The sequence below is a fragment of the Sphingomonas sp. genome, assembly GCF_023266535.1.
Classification (GTDB): domain Bacteria; phylum Pseudomonadota; class Alphaproteobacteria; order Sphingomonadales; family Sphingomonadaceae; genus Sphingomicrobium.
This window is the reverse complement of record NZ_JAHFPY010000031.1, coordinates 13722-28056: the sequence shown is the minus strand read 5'-3', so window position 1 is coordinate 28056 and position 14335 is coordinate 13722. Positions and strand designations below refer to the sequence as shown.

Sequence of the window (14335 nt, the reverse complement as noted above, 5' to 3'; positions counted from 1 at the left end):
ATTGCCGCCCAGTCAATCGGCGAGCCGGGTACCCAGCTGACGATGCGGACCTTCCACATCGGGGGCGCGGCCCAGCTCAACGAAGTGTCGAACCTCGAGGCGCCGGTCGACGGCACCATCGAGCTGCGCGACATGCCGACGATCACCGATCCGCGCGGCCGTCACCTGTCGCTGTCGCGGTCGGGTGAAATCGCCATCCTCGACATGGACGGCCGGGAGCTCAGCACGCACCGTATCCCGTACGGAGCGCACCTGATGGTGGACAATGGCCACATCGTCAGCCGCGGCGACCGCATCGCCGAATGGGATCCGTCGTTCAGCCCGGTAATCACCGAGCGCGCCGGCACGGTCAAGTTCCAGGACCTGATCGAGAACCGCACGCTGGTCGAGCAGACCGACGAATCGACCGGAATCTCGCAGCGCGCGGTGATCGACGATCTTGCCAAGTCGAAGAAGGAAGATCTTCGTCCGCGCCTGACCCTGATGGGCAAGGGCAACGACGAGGCCGGCGTCTATCGCCTCGCCCCGGGCGCGGTAATCGCGGTCGAGGACGGCCAGACGGTCGAAGCCGGCGAAGTGCTGGCCCGTATGCCGCGCGAGGCGGCCCGGACCCGCGACATCACCGGCGGTCTGCCGCGGGTGGCGGAGCTGTTCGAGGCCCGCAAGCCCAAGGAGAATGCGATCATTGCCAAGGTTTCGGGCAAGGTCAGCTTCAAGAAGGACTATAAGGCCAAGCGCAAGATCGCGATCATCCCCGACGACGGGTCAGATCCGGTCGAGTATCTGGTGCCGAAGTCCAAGGTCATCGACGTGCAGGAAGGCGATTACGTCAAGCGCGGCGACAACCTCGTCGGCGGCTCGCCCGATCCGCATGACATCCTGGAAGTGCTCGGCGTGGAAGCGCTGGCCGAATATCTCGTCAGCGAGATCCAGGAAGTCTATCGATTGCAGGGCGTGAAGATCAACGACAAGCACATCGAGGTGATCGTTCGCCAGATGCTGCAGAAGGTCGAGATCACCGACGGCGGCGACACCACCCTTCTGGCCGGCGAGCAGGTCGACCGCGAGGAAATGGACGAGATCAACGCCAAGCTGGAAAAGAAGCAGAAGCATGCCGAAGGCAAGCCGGTGCTGCTCGGCATCACCAAGGCGAGCCTGCAGACCCGCAGCTTCATCTCGGCGGCCTCGTTCCAGGAGACCACCCGCGTGCTGACCGAAGCGTCAGTGCAGGGCAAGGTCGACACGCTGATTGGCCTTAAGGAGAATGTCATCGTCGGCCGCCTGATCCCGGCGGGTACCGGCGCCGGCATGAACCGGATGCGCATCGCTGCCACCAGCCGCGACGCCGCGCTCCGCGCCCAGCAGCGCAAGCTGCAGGAAGCGCTGATCGCGCCGGAAACGGCTGCCCAGGAGCATGCCGCCGAACTGGCCCAGGGGCCGGAAGCGGCGACCAACTCGGATCCGCTGGCTTCCGTCACTCCATCGGGCAGCGGCAGCGACGCCGATGCGGGTGAATATCTGAACGACTGATCGTTCGGCTAACGCCACAAAAAAGCCCCGCCGGAGCGATCCGGCGGGGCTTCTTTTTTAGCGGCTTCGGCTGTTTAGCAGTTGCCGCCGTGAATGGCATTCTCGGTGCAGTTGGCGGCCGACTTGACGTCGTCGCCAGCGCCGCGGACGGTGTTGCAGGCGGCGACCGCGAGCGACCCACCGATAACCAGCAACGTCATCACTTTACGAACCATGGTCGAAACTCCTTGTATTGGCGTAACGACCATGACCTTGGCGACTCTGCTTGTCCAGCAGGCCGGATCAACACTTCCCGCCGTTGATGGCATTTTCGGTGCAGTTTGCAGCCGACTTCACATCGTCGCCCGCCCCGCGAACCGTGTTGCAAGCGGCAACAGCAATGCAGCCGCCGATTACGGCCATGGTCACTAACTTACGAAGCATGGTCATCTCCTTCTGTCTTCCGGCTGAATGAACGCGACAAGCTGGCAATAGGTGCCATCACGCAGGCGAAATGTTTCTACACGGCGACGGGCGCCGCAATGTGCGGGTGCGGGTCATAAGCCTCGAACGCGAAGTCATCGGCTTCAAAATCGAAGATCGACTGTCCCCGATCCTTCATCACTAGCTGTGGGAGCGCACGCGGTTCGCGGGCCAGCTGCAGCCGCGCCTGCTCGAGGTGATTGGAATAGAGATGAACGTCGCCGCCGGTCCACACGAACACCCCCGGCTCCAGCCCGCATTCGCGCGCCAGCATATGGGTCAGCAATGCATAGCTGGCGATGTTGAACGGCACACCAAGGAAGAAGTCGGCGCTGCGCTGGTAGAGTTGCAGGTTCAGCCGGCCTGCGGCCACCTGAGTCTGGAACAGGCAATGGCAGGGGGCCAGCGCCATTCGCTCGATTTCGCCCGGGTTCCAGGCGGTGACGATCTGCCGCCGAGAACCGGGATCACGCTGGATCAGATCGATAAGATTGCGAATCTGGTCGACGTGGCGGCCGTCGGCGGTCTCCCAGTTGCGCCATTGCTTGCCATAGACCGGTCCGAGATCGCCCGCATCGTCGGCCCATTCGTTCCAGATGCTGACGTTGCGCTCCTGCAGCCAACGGATGTTGGTGTCGCCACGCAGGAACCACAGCAATTCGACGATGATTGATCGCAAATGGAGCTTTTTCGTCGTCAGCAGCGGGAACCCGTCGGCAAGGTCGAACCGCATCTGCCCGCCGAACAGCGATAGCGTGCCGGTACCGGTGCGGTCCATCTGCTCGACGCCTTGGTCGAGGATCTGCTGCATCAGGTCGAGATATTGGCGCATGGCCCTACCCTAGCCTTCCGCAAAGCCGCGTCCAGCATCCTTTGAAGGCCAGAATTGCCTCCGCCTTGGACCAAGTTGGCTTAGGCCGCATTCACCGCTTCCCATAGCTTCAACGCCATGCGGTATCAGCGTGCCGAATCGCCTGCGCTCCTCAATGGCCATGAGGCCGCGCGCCGCTTCTTTGTCTCCAGCTTCGACGATCAATCGAGCGAACAGCTATTGGTGGCCAATGTCGACGGCGCCACGCGCTGCCTTCACCTCGAACAATATGCTGGGGATCCGGCCTCGGTGGCCCTGCCGGTGCGCGATATTGTCGCCGATGCGCTCCGCCTCGGCAGCGCGGGGGTCATCATCGCCCACAACCATCCCAGCGGTGATGCCAGGCCGAGCGATGCCGACTATCACGCCACGCGCAAGCTGGCGCGGGCCGGCGAGGCGATCGACCTCGCGGTGCTCGATCACCTGATCTTCGCCGAGAGCCAGTGCTGCAGCATGCGGCGGATGGGGCTACTCTAGCGCTTCGCGCAGGGTTTGATCGCGCTCGGCTCCGGACGCGCGGCGGCGATCCTGAACGACATATAATAGGCATCGCTGCCGACGAGACGATGGCTCTGGACCGGTTGGAGACCAAGCGCCTCCAGCTCGCAGGCCAATTGCTTGGGTGGCATGCCATGGCGCTTCACCGGCCGGTCGGCATCGACGACGACCACCAGCCCATCCGGCTTGAGCCCGTCGCGCAAATGCCACAGGAATTCGTACGGCTCGGTCACTTCATGATAGACGTGGACCAGGAAGATCCGGTCGAACGATCCCGGCGGCAGCAAGGGGTTGGCGGGTTGGCCCAATCGCACCGCGACATTGTCGAGATTGTCCCGCTCGACCCGCTGGGCCAGCCGGTCGCGGGTCTCGCCGATGATGTCCTCGGCCAGGACCCGGCCGCGTGGACCGACCAGCGGTGCCAAGCGCACCGTATAATAGCCTTCCCCGGCACCGACGTCGGCCACCGACATGCCGCGAGCCACCCCGGCCAGGCGCATCACCTCTTCAGCCTCCCCGGCCCGGTCACGGGCGTCCTCGGTCGAGAAGCTGTCACCGACGATCGGCGCGACATCACGGCCTGCGGCAGGAAAGACGCGCGCGGCATGGGGTTCGGCTCGGCAAGCCGCGAGGCAGAGCAAGAGGAGGAGAGCTGACGCTCTAGTCGACATCCTCGACGTCCACTTTCTCGCCGGTCACCCGCTGCGACAGGGCCGCAGCCATGAACCGGTCGAGGTCGCCATCGAGCACGTCCGACGGCGCGGTCGAGGTGACACCGGTGCGCAGGTCCTTCACCAGCTGGTAGGGCTGCAGCACATAGCTGCGAATCTGGTGCCCCCAGCCGATATCGGTCTTGGCGGCGTTGGCAACGTCGGCCTCGGCCTCGCGCTTCTGCAACTCGGCCTCGTACAGGCGGGCCTTCAGCTGCTTGTAGGCCTGGGCCCGGTTTTTGTGCTGCGATCGTTCGTTCTGGCAGGCGACAACGATCCCGGTCGGGATGTGCGTGATGCGGACCGCGCTGTCAGTGGTGTTGATGTGCTGCCCGCCGGCGCCCGACGCACGATAGGTATCGATGCGCAGCTCGGATTCATTGATTCCGATATCGATGTCGTCGTCGACTTCCGGATAGACCCAGACCGATGCGAAGCTGGTGTGGCGCCGCGCCGAACTGTCGTAGGGGCTGATCCGCACCAGCCGGTGAACCCCGCCTTCAACTTTGAGGTTGCCATAGGCATTCTCACCGCGGATCAGCAGCGTCGCCGACTTGATCCCGGCCTGTTCGCCGGCATGATGGTCGACCAGCTCGACCTTCATTCGGTGGCGCTCGGCCCAGCGCGTGTACATGCGCTGCAGCATCCCCGCCCAATCGTTGCTCTCGGTGCCGCCGGCGCCGGCATTGATCTCGATATAGCTGTTGTTGGCATCGGCCTCGCCCGCCAGCAGCGCCGCGACTTTGTCCTTCTCGGCCCGCTCGGCGAGTTCGCCCAGTGACCGCACGCCGTCGTCCACCAGCGAATCATCGCCCTCGGCCTCGGCCATCTCGATCAACTCGACCGTATCCTGGAGCTCGGTCTCGATCTTCTGGGTGGCGCCGATCGCCTCTTCAAGCCGGCGCCGCTCGCGCATCACTTCCTGCGCCGCCTTGGGATCGTCCCACAGCGTCGGGTCCTCGACCTTGTCGTTGAGCTCGCCCAGGCGCCGGTTGGCCTTGTCCCAGTCGAGGAACCGGCGAAGCAGCGCGGTGGCGGCATTGATCTGATCGATATGGGCTTGCGCTTCGGCGCGCATGGAAATGACTTTCTAAACGGGCTCGCCGCCCGCCTAGTAGATGCCGCCCTGCCTTTGCAAGAATTCGCCGCTGTCGGCCGGCGCCCTTGGCTGGTTCGGTCGCTCGCGTCGGGAGGTCGGTGACGCTGCCTGCTGCGCCGTTACTCCATCCTCCTGCGCCTTGGCCAGTTCGACGCTGCGGCGGAAGGAACGGCGAGGCTCGGTCTCGGGCTGGAACGCCTCCCAGATGACCTGCGACTTGGGATCGACCTCGGTCGGGAAGCTGCCGAACACCCGCTTGCCGGTCACCCGGTCGATCCTGACCATGCGGATGCCCGGCGGCGCAACGAACGGAATCTTCGGCATGCCAGCAAACGCCACCTCGGCGAACTGCTTGAACACTGGAGCGGCGATGCGCCCGCCCTGGGCGCCATGTCCCATCGGCCGCGGCTGATCATAGCCGAGGTAGACACCGCCGACGATTTCGGGCGTCCCGCCGATGAACCAGACGTTGGTTGGGCCGGACGTCGTGCCCGTCTTGCCAAACATTGGCCGGTCAAGATCGCGCAGCACCGTTGCGGTGCCGCGCTCGATCACGCCCTCCATGATGTGGACCATCTGGTAGGAGGCCTGGGCATCGAGCAATTGCCGTGAGCGCGACGGCGGGCGCGGCATCGCCTTGCCGTCCCAGTCGGCGCCGTTGCAGGCCCCGCCATTATCCTCTTCCATCACCTGGCAGCGGTTGTCGGTCCGATAGATGACCTTGCCGTTGCGGTCCTGGACATAGTCGACCAGCGTCGGCGTGACCGAGCGGCCGCCATTAGCGAGGATCGCATAGGCGTTGACCAGCCGCTGGACGGTGGTGTCGCCCGCGCCCAGCGCGATCGACAGATAGTGGTCGTATTTGCCGACCCCCAGCTTGGCGGCATTGGCGACAACCTTGTCCATGCCGGTCTCGGACGCGGCGCGGACGGTCATCAGGTTGCGCGACTGCTCGACGCCCCAGCGCATCGTCTTCGGCCCGCTATATTTGCCATCGAAGTTGCGGAAGCATTTGTTCCCCAGCCCGGCACCCTGCCAGACGCAGAACGGCGCATCGACGATGATCGAGGCCGGGGTCATGCCGTTTTCCAGTGCGGTGACATAGACAACCGGCTTGAACGCCGATCCCGGCTGCCGAAGCGCCTGTGTGGCGCGGTTGTAAGACGATCCGATCACGTCGAACCCGCCCTGCATCGCCATCACCCGGCCGGTATGCACTTCCTCGACGAGGAATCCGCCGCCGATCTCCGGGATCGAGCGGAGCGCATAGCTGCCCGGCCCTTCTTGCTTGACGATGATGATCATGCCTGGACGGAGCGCACCGAACGCCGTGTCGCCCACGCCCCGCACCGGCTGCACCGCGTTCGAAGCGGGAAGGTAACCAGTCGAGCCGTCGGGAAAGCCGATCCGCGCGCTGGTGCCTGCCTTGTCGAGCACCACTGCTTTTTTCCAGTCGGGGAAGCCGGTGCCCAGCGCGGCGACCCGAAGCTGGGTCTGCCAGTCGCCATTGACGTCGACGCTGAGGCCGGTGTCGCGCCAGCCACGGCCACCGTCAAATCGAGCCAGGCCTTCGCGCAGTGCGTCGGCGGCGGCGTCCTGCATCTTCGGCACCATCGAGGTGCGGACCCACAGGCCGCCGGCGTAGACGCTGTTGGGACCGTCATCGGCCTGTTCGCCGAAGCGCTTGATCAGGTCGCGGCGGACCTCTTCCATGAAATAGCCGCCCTGGTCGCGGAATTTGGCGCTGCTGCCGTAGCGGATCGTGCCGAGCGGGGTTGCCGCCGCGGCGGCGCGCTGCGCCTCGGTGATGTAGCCGTTGCTGGCCATCTCGTTGAGCACATAGTTGCGCCGGGCAAGCGCCTTGGCGGTGGCGCGCACAGGGTCATAATTGCTCGGCGCCTTGGGCAAGACGGCCAGATAGGCCGCCTCGGGCAGCGTCAGGTCGCCGACATCCTTGTCGAAATAGGCGCGGCTGGCGGCCTGCACGCCATAGGCGTTGCGGCCGAGGAAGATCGAATTGAGGTAGAGCTCCAATATCTGCGGCTTCGACAGCGTGTCTTCCAGCCGGAAGGCCAGGATCGCCTCGCGGATCTTGCGGCTCACCGCATAGGTGTCGTCCTGCAGCAGATATTTGGCGACCTGCTGGGTGATGGTCGACCCGCCTTTGGCTCGCCCGCCGGTGACCGACTTGGTCGTATAGTCGAACACCGCGCCGACCAAGCCGGGATAATCGATGCCGCCATGGCTGAAAAAGGTCTTGTCCTCGGCTGAGATGAAGGCGTGGACGACCAGCGGCGGATATTCGTCATAAGAGAACTCGACCCGCCGCTCCCGGGCGAAGGTCTGCACCGGATTGCCGTCATAGCCGCGGACATTGGTCGGCAACGGTGGCTGGTAGGCCAGCAATTTCTCCGACGTCGGCAGTCCGGTCGCGAAATAGACGAATACCAATGCCCCGAACAGCAGGCCGGCGACTCCGCCTATGGTCAGGCGGCGCACCCATACGTTCTCGAACCAGGGGTCGATCCATTGATGGACCCGATGGTTGAAGACCACCAAATTGGGAATCTTGATCCAGGGGATGTTGATCTCGGGGATCTTGATTTCAGGGATCTGGATGGTGGGGAGCTTCATTGTCGGCGCTTGTCTAGCCGCTTCCGATGGGCCGCGAAACCCGCTCTGTTACGGCGTCATGCGTGTCGCCAGGTCGGCCTCGACGGCCTGGGCCAAAGCCAGGACCAGCGGCGCCCTTCCCTCCTTGGTCATCAGCTTGGCTTCGTCGTCGGCGTTGCTGATGTATCCCGCTTCGATCAGCACCGCCGGCGTTTCGGCGCGGCGCAAGACGTGAAAGGCGGCGAATTGATGCGGCCGGGGGCGCAGCTCGACCCGGCCCGCCGCCCTGCCCAACATCCGCTCGGCAAAGCCGGCCGATTGCTCCATCTGCTCGCGCAGGGCGACGTCGGCCAAAAGCGCGCGGACGCTGTCGTCGCCTTCGCTCGACAGCGCGGTGTCGTCGCGATTCTCGGCGGCCGCGAAGCGGGCTGCCTCGGCGCTCGAAGCGACATCGGACAGCGAATAGACCGTCGCGCCCTTGGCCAGCGGATTGGGCGCGCTGTCCATGTGCAGCGACAGGAACAGCGCGGCATGGAGGTGCCGGGCGACCGCCGCCCGCTCCTCCAGCGACAGATATTTGTCACTCTCGCGGGTCAGCGCCACCCGGACGCGGCCACGCTGCTCCAGCAGATCGGCAAGTTCCTGGGCCATCACCAGTGTCAGATCCTTCTCCTTGGAAGTGCCGGACACGCCAGGCGCCCCCGGGTCGCGGCCGCCATGGCCGGGATCGATCAGCACGATCGGCCGGCCGGGAAGGCGCGCTTCGCGCACCCGGACATCCTTGACCGCGTCGGGCAGCGCCAGGGTCAGGCCGCCGGTCCGCGCCTCACCGACCAGCGCGGTGGTGTCGCCCGTGGTTCCGGTGCGGACCTTTGCCACGGCCAGTGCCAACAGCGCCGAGGCCGCCAGCAATGCCCCGCAAATGATCAGCCCGTTGCGGCGCTTGCGCTCCATCAGCGAAGGTTACGTGGCGAAGCGTCGGTCGCCAAGGGCGGCTTTGAGCGAATTTTTGACACCCGCGGTTGCGGGGCGGCGGCACCGATGCTAACCGGAATTGCCTTTCCGAGCGTCGGAAGGGTGGTCGTCGCGTCCCATCGGAATCGCGGCATTCAAGGTTGACGCTGCATGATGCCACAGGACGCCATTGCCATGCTCGATTGCGAGCTTGGCCGCGCGTCGGTCGCGACGATGATCGCGGGGCAGCAGGCAGCAGAGGCAATTTCCGCACATCGCGCCACCGCCACACCGGCGATGGCCCTCAGTATCGCGCGCCGCCGACCAAGGGCCGGCCTGCGCGCCCGGAGAATTTTCAATGTCAATGCGCATGCTAATCGACGCGCGCCACCCGGAGGAGACCCGGGTTGCCGTCGCCAAGGGAAACCGCATCGAGGAATTTGATTTCGAATCCTCGGAGCATAAGCAGCTCAAAGGTAATATCTATCTCGCCAAGGTGACACGGGTCGAACCGTCGCTGCAGGCGGCGTTCGTCGACTATGGCGGAAATCGCCATGGCTTCCTCGCTTTTAGCGAAATCCATCCCGATTATTACCAGATCCCCAAGGCTGATCGCGACGCCTTGCTCGCCGAGGAAGCGGCTCATGCCGCCGAGGAAGAGCGGCTGCGCGGCGCCGATTACGACGATGAGGACGAGGCCGAAGCGGACGACGCCGGCGAAGATATGGGCGACCCCGAAGCCAATGGCGACGATGCCGCCGAAGTCGGCACCGGATCGGCTCGCTCGCCGGTCGATGAAAGCGCCGCGGAAGAGCTTCGCCGCAAGCGCCAGGCGCTGCGCCGCCGCTACAAGATCCAGGATGTGATCCAGCGCCGCCAGGTGCTGCTGGTCCAGGTGGTCAAGGAAGAGCGCGGCAACAAGGGCGCCGCCCTTACCACCTATCTGTCGCTGGCCGGCCGCTATTGCGTGTTGATGCCCAACACCTCGCATGGTGGCGGCATCAGCCGGAAGATTTCCAACGGCGCCGACCGCAAGCGGCTGAAGTCGATCATCTCCGACTTGAAGCTGCCCTCGACCATGGGCCTGATCGTCCGCACCGCCGGCCTGTCGCGCACCAAGGTCGAGATCAAGCGCGACTTCGATTACCTCGCCCGCCTGTGGGACGAAATTCGTGAAAAGACGCTCGCCTCCTCGGCGCCGGCGCTGATTTATCGCGACAGCGATCTCATCAAGCGCGCGATCCGCGATCTTTATCACCGCGATATCGGCGAAGTCGTGGTCGAGGGTGATGAGGGTTACAAGGCCGCCCGCGGCTTCATGAAGCTGCTGATGCCGAGCCACGTCCGGCGGGTGAAGCAATTTGTCGATCCGACCCCGGTGTTCCAGCGCTACGGCGTCGAGGACCAGCTCACCGCCATGTACCAGCCGGTCGTCCAGCTGAAATCGGGCGGTTATCTGGTGATCAACCCGACCGAGGCTTTGGTCAGCATCGACATCAACTCGGGCCGTTCGACCCGCGAGCATAATATCGAGCAGACCGCCTTCGCCACCAACCTGGAGGCGGCGGCCGAAATCGCCCGCCAGCTCCGCCTGCGCGATATGGCGGGCCTCGTCGTCATCGACTTCATCGACATGGAACAGAACAGCCATGTCCGGAAGGTCGAAAAGGCGATGAAGGAGGCGCTGAAAAACGACCGCGCCCGCATCCAGGTCGGCCGCATTTCCAGCTTTGGCCTGATGGAAATGAGCCGCCAGCGCCTACGCACCGGCGTGCTCGAGGCGTCGACCAAGGCTTGCCCGCATTGCGAAGGCACCGGCCTGATGCGGACGGCTTCCTCGTCCGGCCTTAGTGCGCTCCGGATCATTGAAGACGAGGCCGCCCGCGGCCGCGGTGACCGCATCACGCTCCGCGCCGGCAGCGAGGCTGCGATCTACGTCCTCAACCGCAAGCGCGCCGAGCTGGCCGAGATTGAGGACCGCTATGGCGTGACGGTCGAAATCGCCATCGAGGAAAGCTTCGAAGGCGCCCGCATGACCGTCGAAAGCTCGGGCCCACGCCCGGTGCCCAAGGAGCGGCCGGTGATGGCGCCAATCGTCGAGGAAGAGGAAGACGAATATCTTCCCGAGGTCGACGAGGACGAGGCGGACGAAGAAGAAGCGGCTCGCCCGGCCCGTGACGAAGATGATGGCGACCGTGGCGCACGCCGTCGTCGCCGCCGCCGTCGTGGCGGTCGTGGCCGCCGGCGAGATGGCGAAGGGGGCGAGGGTGAATCCTTGCCCGAAACCGCCGAAGAAGCGCCGGAAGCCGAGGCCTTAGGCGCCGAGGAGCAAACCGAAGAGTCCGAGGCCAGGTCCAGGTCGAAGCGCGGTCGCCGTGGCGGCCGCGGACGCAAGGGACGCAGCGAAACCGCCGCAGAAACTGAGGTTTCGCCCGACGAGCCGCCGATGTCCGACCTTCCTGTCTCCGAGGAACCGGCGCCAGCAGAGGCCGAGCCCGAGAGCGAGGACAAGCCCAAGTTACGTCGTCGCCCCCGTGCCCGCAAAAAGGTCGATGAGGCAGGCGAGGCTGAGGCCGCTCCCGCCGAACCGGTCGAAGTTGCACCTGTCGCCGAGGCCGAGCCCGAAGCCGAAGAAAAGCCGAAAAAGCGCACCCGCCCCAAGAAGAAAGCCGATGAGGCCGCGGTCGAAGCCAGGCCGGCCTCGAAGCGGCAGGCAGCGGCCGCAACGCCCGAAGCGGACAATGAAGACGCTCTCGGCGATGGCGAACCGCGCCGCGGCTGGTGGCAGCGGACCTTCGGTTAAGGCCGGCTGACGGATGAAGCCGGCCCAAATGACCATGTCATGGGCCGGCTTTCATTCGCGGTTCAGGCAGCCAGTGGGACATGGCCTCATGACCCGCCTGATCCGGATCATGATGGTCGGCATTTTGCTGTTCTTTGCCGCCGCTCAACCTGCGTCGGCGCAGGAATTGTTGCGGGACAGTGAAACCGAGCTGCTGTTCAAGCAAATCAGCACGCCGTTGATCGATGCTGCCGGGCTGGACCCCAAGAGCGTCAAGGTCGTGCTCCTGCGGGACGACTCGATCAACGCCTTCGTCGCCACGGGGCAGGTGGTTTACATCCATAGCGGCCTGTTGACTTCGGCCGACAACGTCAACCAGCTCCAGGGCGTCATCGCCCATGAGCTCGGCCACGTTGCCGGCGGCCACTCGATCCGCATCTACGAAGGCGTCAAGCAGGCGACGGTCATCTCGATCCTCAGCCTGGTGCTCGGCGCAGCGGCCATCGCGGCCGGCGCCGGCGATGCCGGCATTGGCATTTTCGCGGCCGGCCAGCAGGCGGCGCAGGGCCAGTTCCTGGCCTTCAGCAGGGCCCAGGAATCGAGCGCCGATCTCGCCGGTGCTTCCTATCTGTCGAAGGCCGGGATCAGCGGGCGAGGCAGCCTCGAATTCTTCAAGAAGCTGCAGAGCCAGGAGTATCGCCTGGCGATTTACGCCACGGACAGCTACGACCGCACCCACCCGCTGTCGCAGGAGCGCATCCAGGCGCTCACCCAGATTTACGAGAAGGATCCGGCCTGGAATCGCAAGCCCGATCCCGCGCTTGAGGCCCGGTTTCAGCGGGTCAAGGCCAAGCTGATCGGCTATGTGACGCCCACCGAAGCAACCAAATTCTATCCCGAAAGCGACCAGAGCGTGCCGGCCCATTATGCCCGGGCCTATGCTTATCACTTGGGCGCCTATCCCGACAAAGCCAATGCCGAGGCGGACGCGCTGCTGGCGACCGCGCCCGACGATCCCTTCTTCCTGGAGCTGAAGGGGCAAATCCTGCTCGAAGGTGGCCATCCCAAGGAAGCGATCGCTCCGCTGCGCAAATCGGTCGCCAAGGCGCCCGACATGCCGATGATCGCGGTGATGCTGGGCCATGCGCTGGTCGCGTCGGAAGACCTCAAGAATTTCGACGAGGCCAAGCAAATCCTCAAGAATGCGGTCAACCGCGACAATGACAATCCCTTCGCCTGGTACCAACTGGGGATTGTCTATGATCGCGAGGGTGATGAACCTCGCGCCGCCCTGGCCACCGCCGAGCGCAGCAACCTAGAGGGCGAAAACAAGATCGCGCTGGCCAGCGCCCGGATGGCCATGGCCGGGCTGCCCCAGGGTACGCCGGACTATCTTCGTGCCCAGGATATCGCCATGGTTTCCGAAGCCGCGCTGAAGAAGGACAAAAAATACCGTGAGCCAAAAGAATAGTGCCGGCTGGGTGCCGGCGATCGTGGGCGGAGTGGTCGGCGCGGCCTTGACCGCCGGCGGACTGTTTCTCGCCGGTCCCTCTGTGTTTGGCGAACGCATGGTGCGCGAGACATTGGTCGCCAATCCGGAAATCATCATCGACGCCGGGCAGGCACTGCAAGACAAGCGATATGCCGAGACGCTGCAGCCGATCCGGGCGTCGCTCGAACGGCCCTTCTTCTCGAGCTGGAAGGGCGCCGAAAAGCCCGCTGTCACCCTCACCTACTTCTTCGATTACGCCTGCGGCTATTGCCGCATGAGCAATCCCGATATCGAGCGGCTGATAAAGGAGGAAAAGGACCTTCGCGTGGTCTATCGCGAACTGCCGATCCTTGGTCCTGACAGCTTGGATGCCGCACGTGTCTCGCTGGCCGCCTCAAAGGCCGGCAAGTTCACCCAATATCACGATGCGCTCTATGCCGCCGGACGGCCCGGTCCAGACACGATCGCTATCGCCGCGAAGGCCGCCGGCATCCCGTCCCAGCCTGGCGAGGATCCGGCACAGGAGGCCGAGCTTCGTGCCAACATGTCATTGGCCAGCCAGTTGGGCGCGACCGGAACGCCGCTGTTCGTGGTCGGCGACCGCGTGATGAATGCCGCGGTCGGTTATGACGCGCTGAAGAGCGCGATCGAGGCGGCGAGGAAAAAAGGCTAGCTCAGGCCTGGCCGGCCTGCGGACAAGGACTGGCGTTAACCGCCACGCAGTCATCCTCCGGACGGTCGACAATGGTGAAAAACGGAAGAGTGCGATGGACGATGGGGCCGATCGCCACGGCGTAAATCACCGTGCCGATGCCGACCGTACCGCCAAGCATCCACCCAGTCGCCAGCACAACCATCTCGATGCCGGTACGGATCACGCGAACTGATCCGCCGGTGCGCTTGACCAGTCCGGTCATCAGCCCGTCGCGCGGTCCCGGCCCGAGGCCCGCACCGATATAGGCGCCGCCGGCAATGCCGTTGAGCAGGACACCGGTAGACAGCATTGCCCAGGCCCAAAGCAGGGAGGGCGCGGGCGGGAGCAGCCACAGACCCACATCGGCGAAGATGCCGATCATGAACACATTGCTGATCGTGCCGATGCCCGGGCGCTGGCGCAGCGGAATCCACAGCAGCAGGACTAATGCGCCGGTAATGATGATGACGGTCCCGAGGCTGATGCCCGAATGGCCCGAAACTCCCTGGTGGAAGACGTCCCACGGATTGCCGCCAAGGCCAGAACGGATGACGAAGCCGATGGACAGGCCGTATAATGCAAGGCCGAGGAAGAGCTGGATCAATCTGCGTATCATGGCACCATTATTTC

Annotated in this window: 12 protein-coding genes and 1 pseudogene; 5 read left to right on the top strand and 8 right to left on the bottom strand. The window is 64.6% G+C overall.

Annotation, left to right across the window (positions count from 1 at the left end; genetic code table 11):
- Positions 1-1530: pseudogene (locus tag Q0C64_RS06560) on the top strand (DNA-directed RNA polymerase subunit beta'); the annotation flags it as partial.
- A 74-nt stretch (positions 1531-1604) separates the two neighbouring features.
- Here Q0C64_RS06560 and Q0C64_RS06555 read toward each other — a convergent pair.
- From Q0C64_RS06555 to Q0C64_RS06545, 3 genes are all read right to left on the bottom strand, one after another.
- Positions 1605-1745: an entericidin EcnA/B family protein gene (locus tag Q0C64_RS06555; RefSeq protein WP_294121755.1), complete on the bottom strand. Its 141-nt coding sequence runs from the start codon at positions 1743-1745 to the stop codon at positions 1605-1607.
- Between the two features lie 67 nt (positions 1746-1812).
- Positions 1813-1953: an entericidin EcnA/B family protein gene (locus Q0C64_RS06550; RefSeq protein WP_294121753.1), complete on the bottom strand. Its 141-nt coding sequence runs from the start codon at positions 1951-1953 to the stop codon at positions 1813-1815.
- 76 nt (positions 1954-2029) lie between these two features.
- On the bottom strand, positions 2030-2824 hold the full coding sequence (locus tag Q0C64_RS06545) for a thymidylate synthase (RefSeq protein ID WP_294121750.1): 795 nt from the start codon (positions 2822-2824) through the stop codon (positions 2030-2032).
- 117 nt (positions 2825-2941) lie between these two features.
- Between Q0C64_RS06545 and Q0C64_RS06540 the strand changes: the two genes are divergently transcribed.
- A complete protein-coding gene (locus tag Q0C64_RS06540) occupies positions 2942-3340 on the top strand; it encodes a JAB domain-containing protein (protein WP_294121747.1) in 399 nt (132 codons plus the stop codon).
- Here Q0C64_RS06540 and Q0C64_RS06535 read toward each other — a convergent pair.
- From Q0C64_RS06535 to Q0C64_RS06520, 4 genes are read right to left on the bottom strand one after another with little or no spacing between them, the layout of a single operon-like run.
- Positions 3337-4032, bottom strand: coding sequence for a methyltransferase domain-containing protein (locus Q0C64_RS06535; protein WP_294121746.1), 696 nt, complete (start codon positions 4030-4032; stop codon positions 3337-3339). The genes Q0C64_RS06540 and Q0C64_RS06535 overlap by 4 nt on opposite strands.
- Positions 4022-5149 carry a peptide chain release factor 2 gene (prfB, locus tag Q0C64_RS06530; RefSeq protein ID WP_294121743.1) on the bottom strand — a complete coding sequence of 376 codons (1128 nt, stop codon included), beginning with the start codon at positions 5147-5149 and terminating at the stop codon, positions 4022-4024. Before prfB ends, Q0C64_RS06535 begins: the two co-directional genes overlap by 11 nt.
- 33 nt (positions 5150-5182) lie before the next feature.
- Positions 5183-7804: a PBP1A family penicillin-binding protein gene (locus Q0C64_RS06525; RefSeq protein ID WP_294121740.1), complete on the bottom strand. Its 2622-nt coding sequence runs from the start codon at positions 7802-7804 to the stop codon at positions 5183-5185.
- Between the two features lie 48 nt (positions 7805-7852).
- Positions 7853-8737: an N-acetylmuramoyl-L-alanine amidase gene (locus tag Q0C64_RS06520; protein ID WP_294121737.1), complete on the bottom strand. Its 885-nt coding sequence runs from the start codon at positions 8735-8737 to the stop codon at positions 7853-7855.
- 358 nt (positions 8738-9095) lie between these two features.
- On the opposite strand from Q0C64_RS06520, the gene Q0C64_RS06515 reads away from it, so the two are divergent.
- From Q0C64_RS06515 to Q0C64_RS06505, 3 genes are all read left to right on the top strand, one after another.
- Positions 9096-11540 carry a ribonuclease E/G gene (locus Q0C64_RS06515; RefSeq protein WP_294121735.1) on the top strand — a complete coding sequence of 815 codons (2445 nt, stop codon included), beginning with the start codon at positions 9096-9098 and terminating at the stop codon, positions 11538-11540.
- 88 nt (positions 11541-11628) lie between these two features.
- Positions 11629-12990, top strand: coding sequence for a M48 family metalloprotease (locus Q0C64_RS06510; RefSeq protein ID WP_294121734.1), 1362 nt, complete (start codon positions 11629-11631; stop codon positions 12988-12990).
- Positions 12974-13684: a DsbA family protein gene (locus Q0C64_RS06505; protein ID WP_294121732.1), complete on the top strand. Its 711-nt coding sequence runs from the start codon at positions 12974-12976 to the stop codon at positions 13682-13684. The genes Q0C64_RS06510 and Q0C64_RS06505 overlap by 17 nt, the downstream gene beginning before the upstream one ends.
- 1 nt (position 13685) lies before the next feature.
- Here the strand turns inward: Q0C64_RS06505 and Q0C64_RS06500 are convergent, their stop codons facing one another.
- Complete coding sequence (locus tag Q0C64_RS06500; RefSeq protein ID WP_294121731.1) at positions 13686-14321, bottom strand: hypothetical protein; 636 nt, start codon at positions 14319-14321, stop codon at positions 13686-13688.
- Positions 14322-14335: the final 14 nt, after the last annotated feature.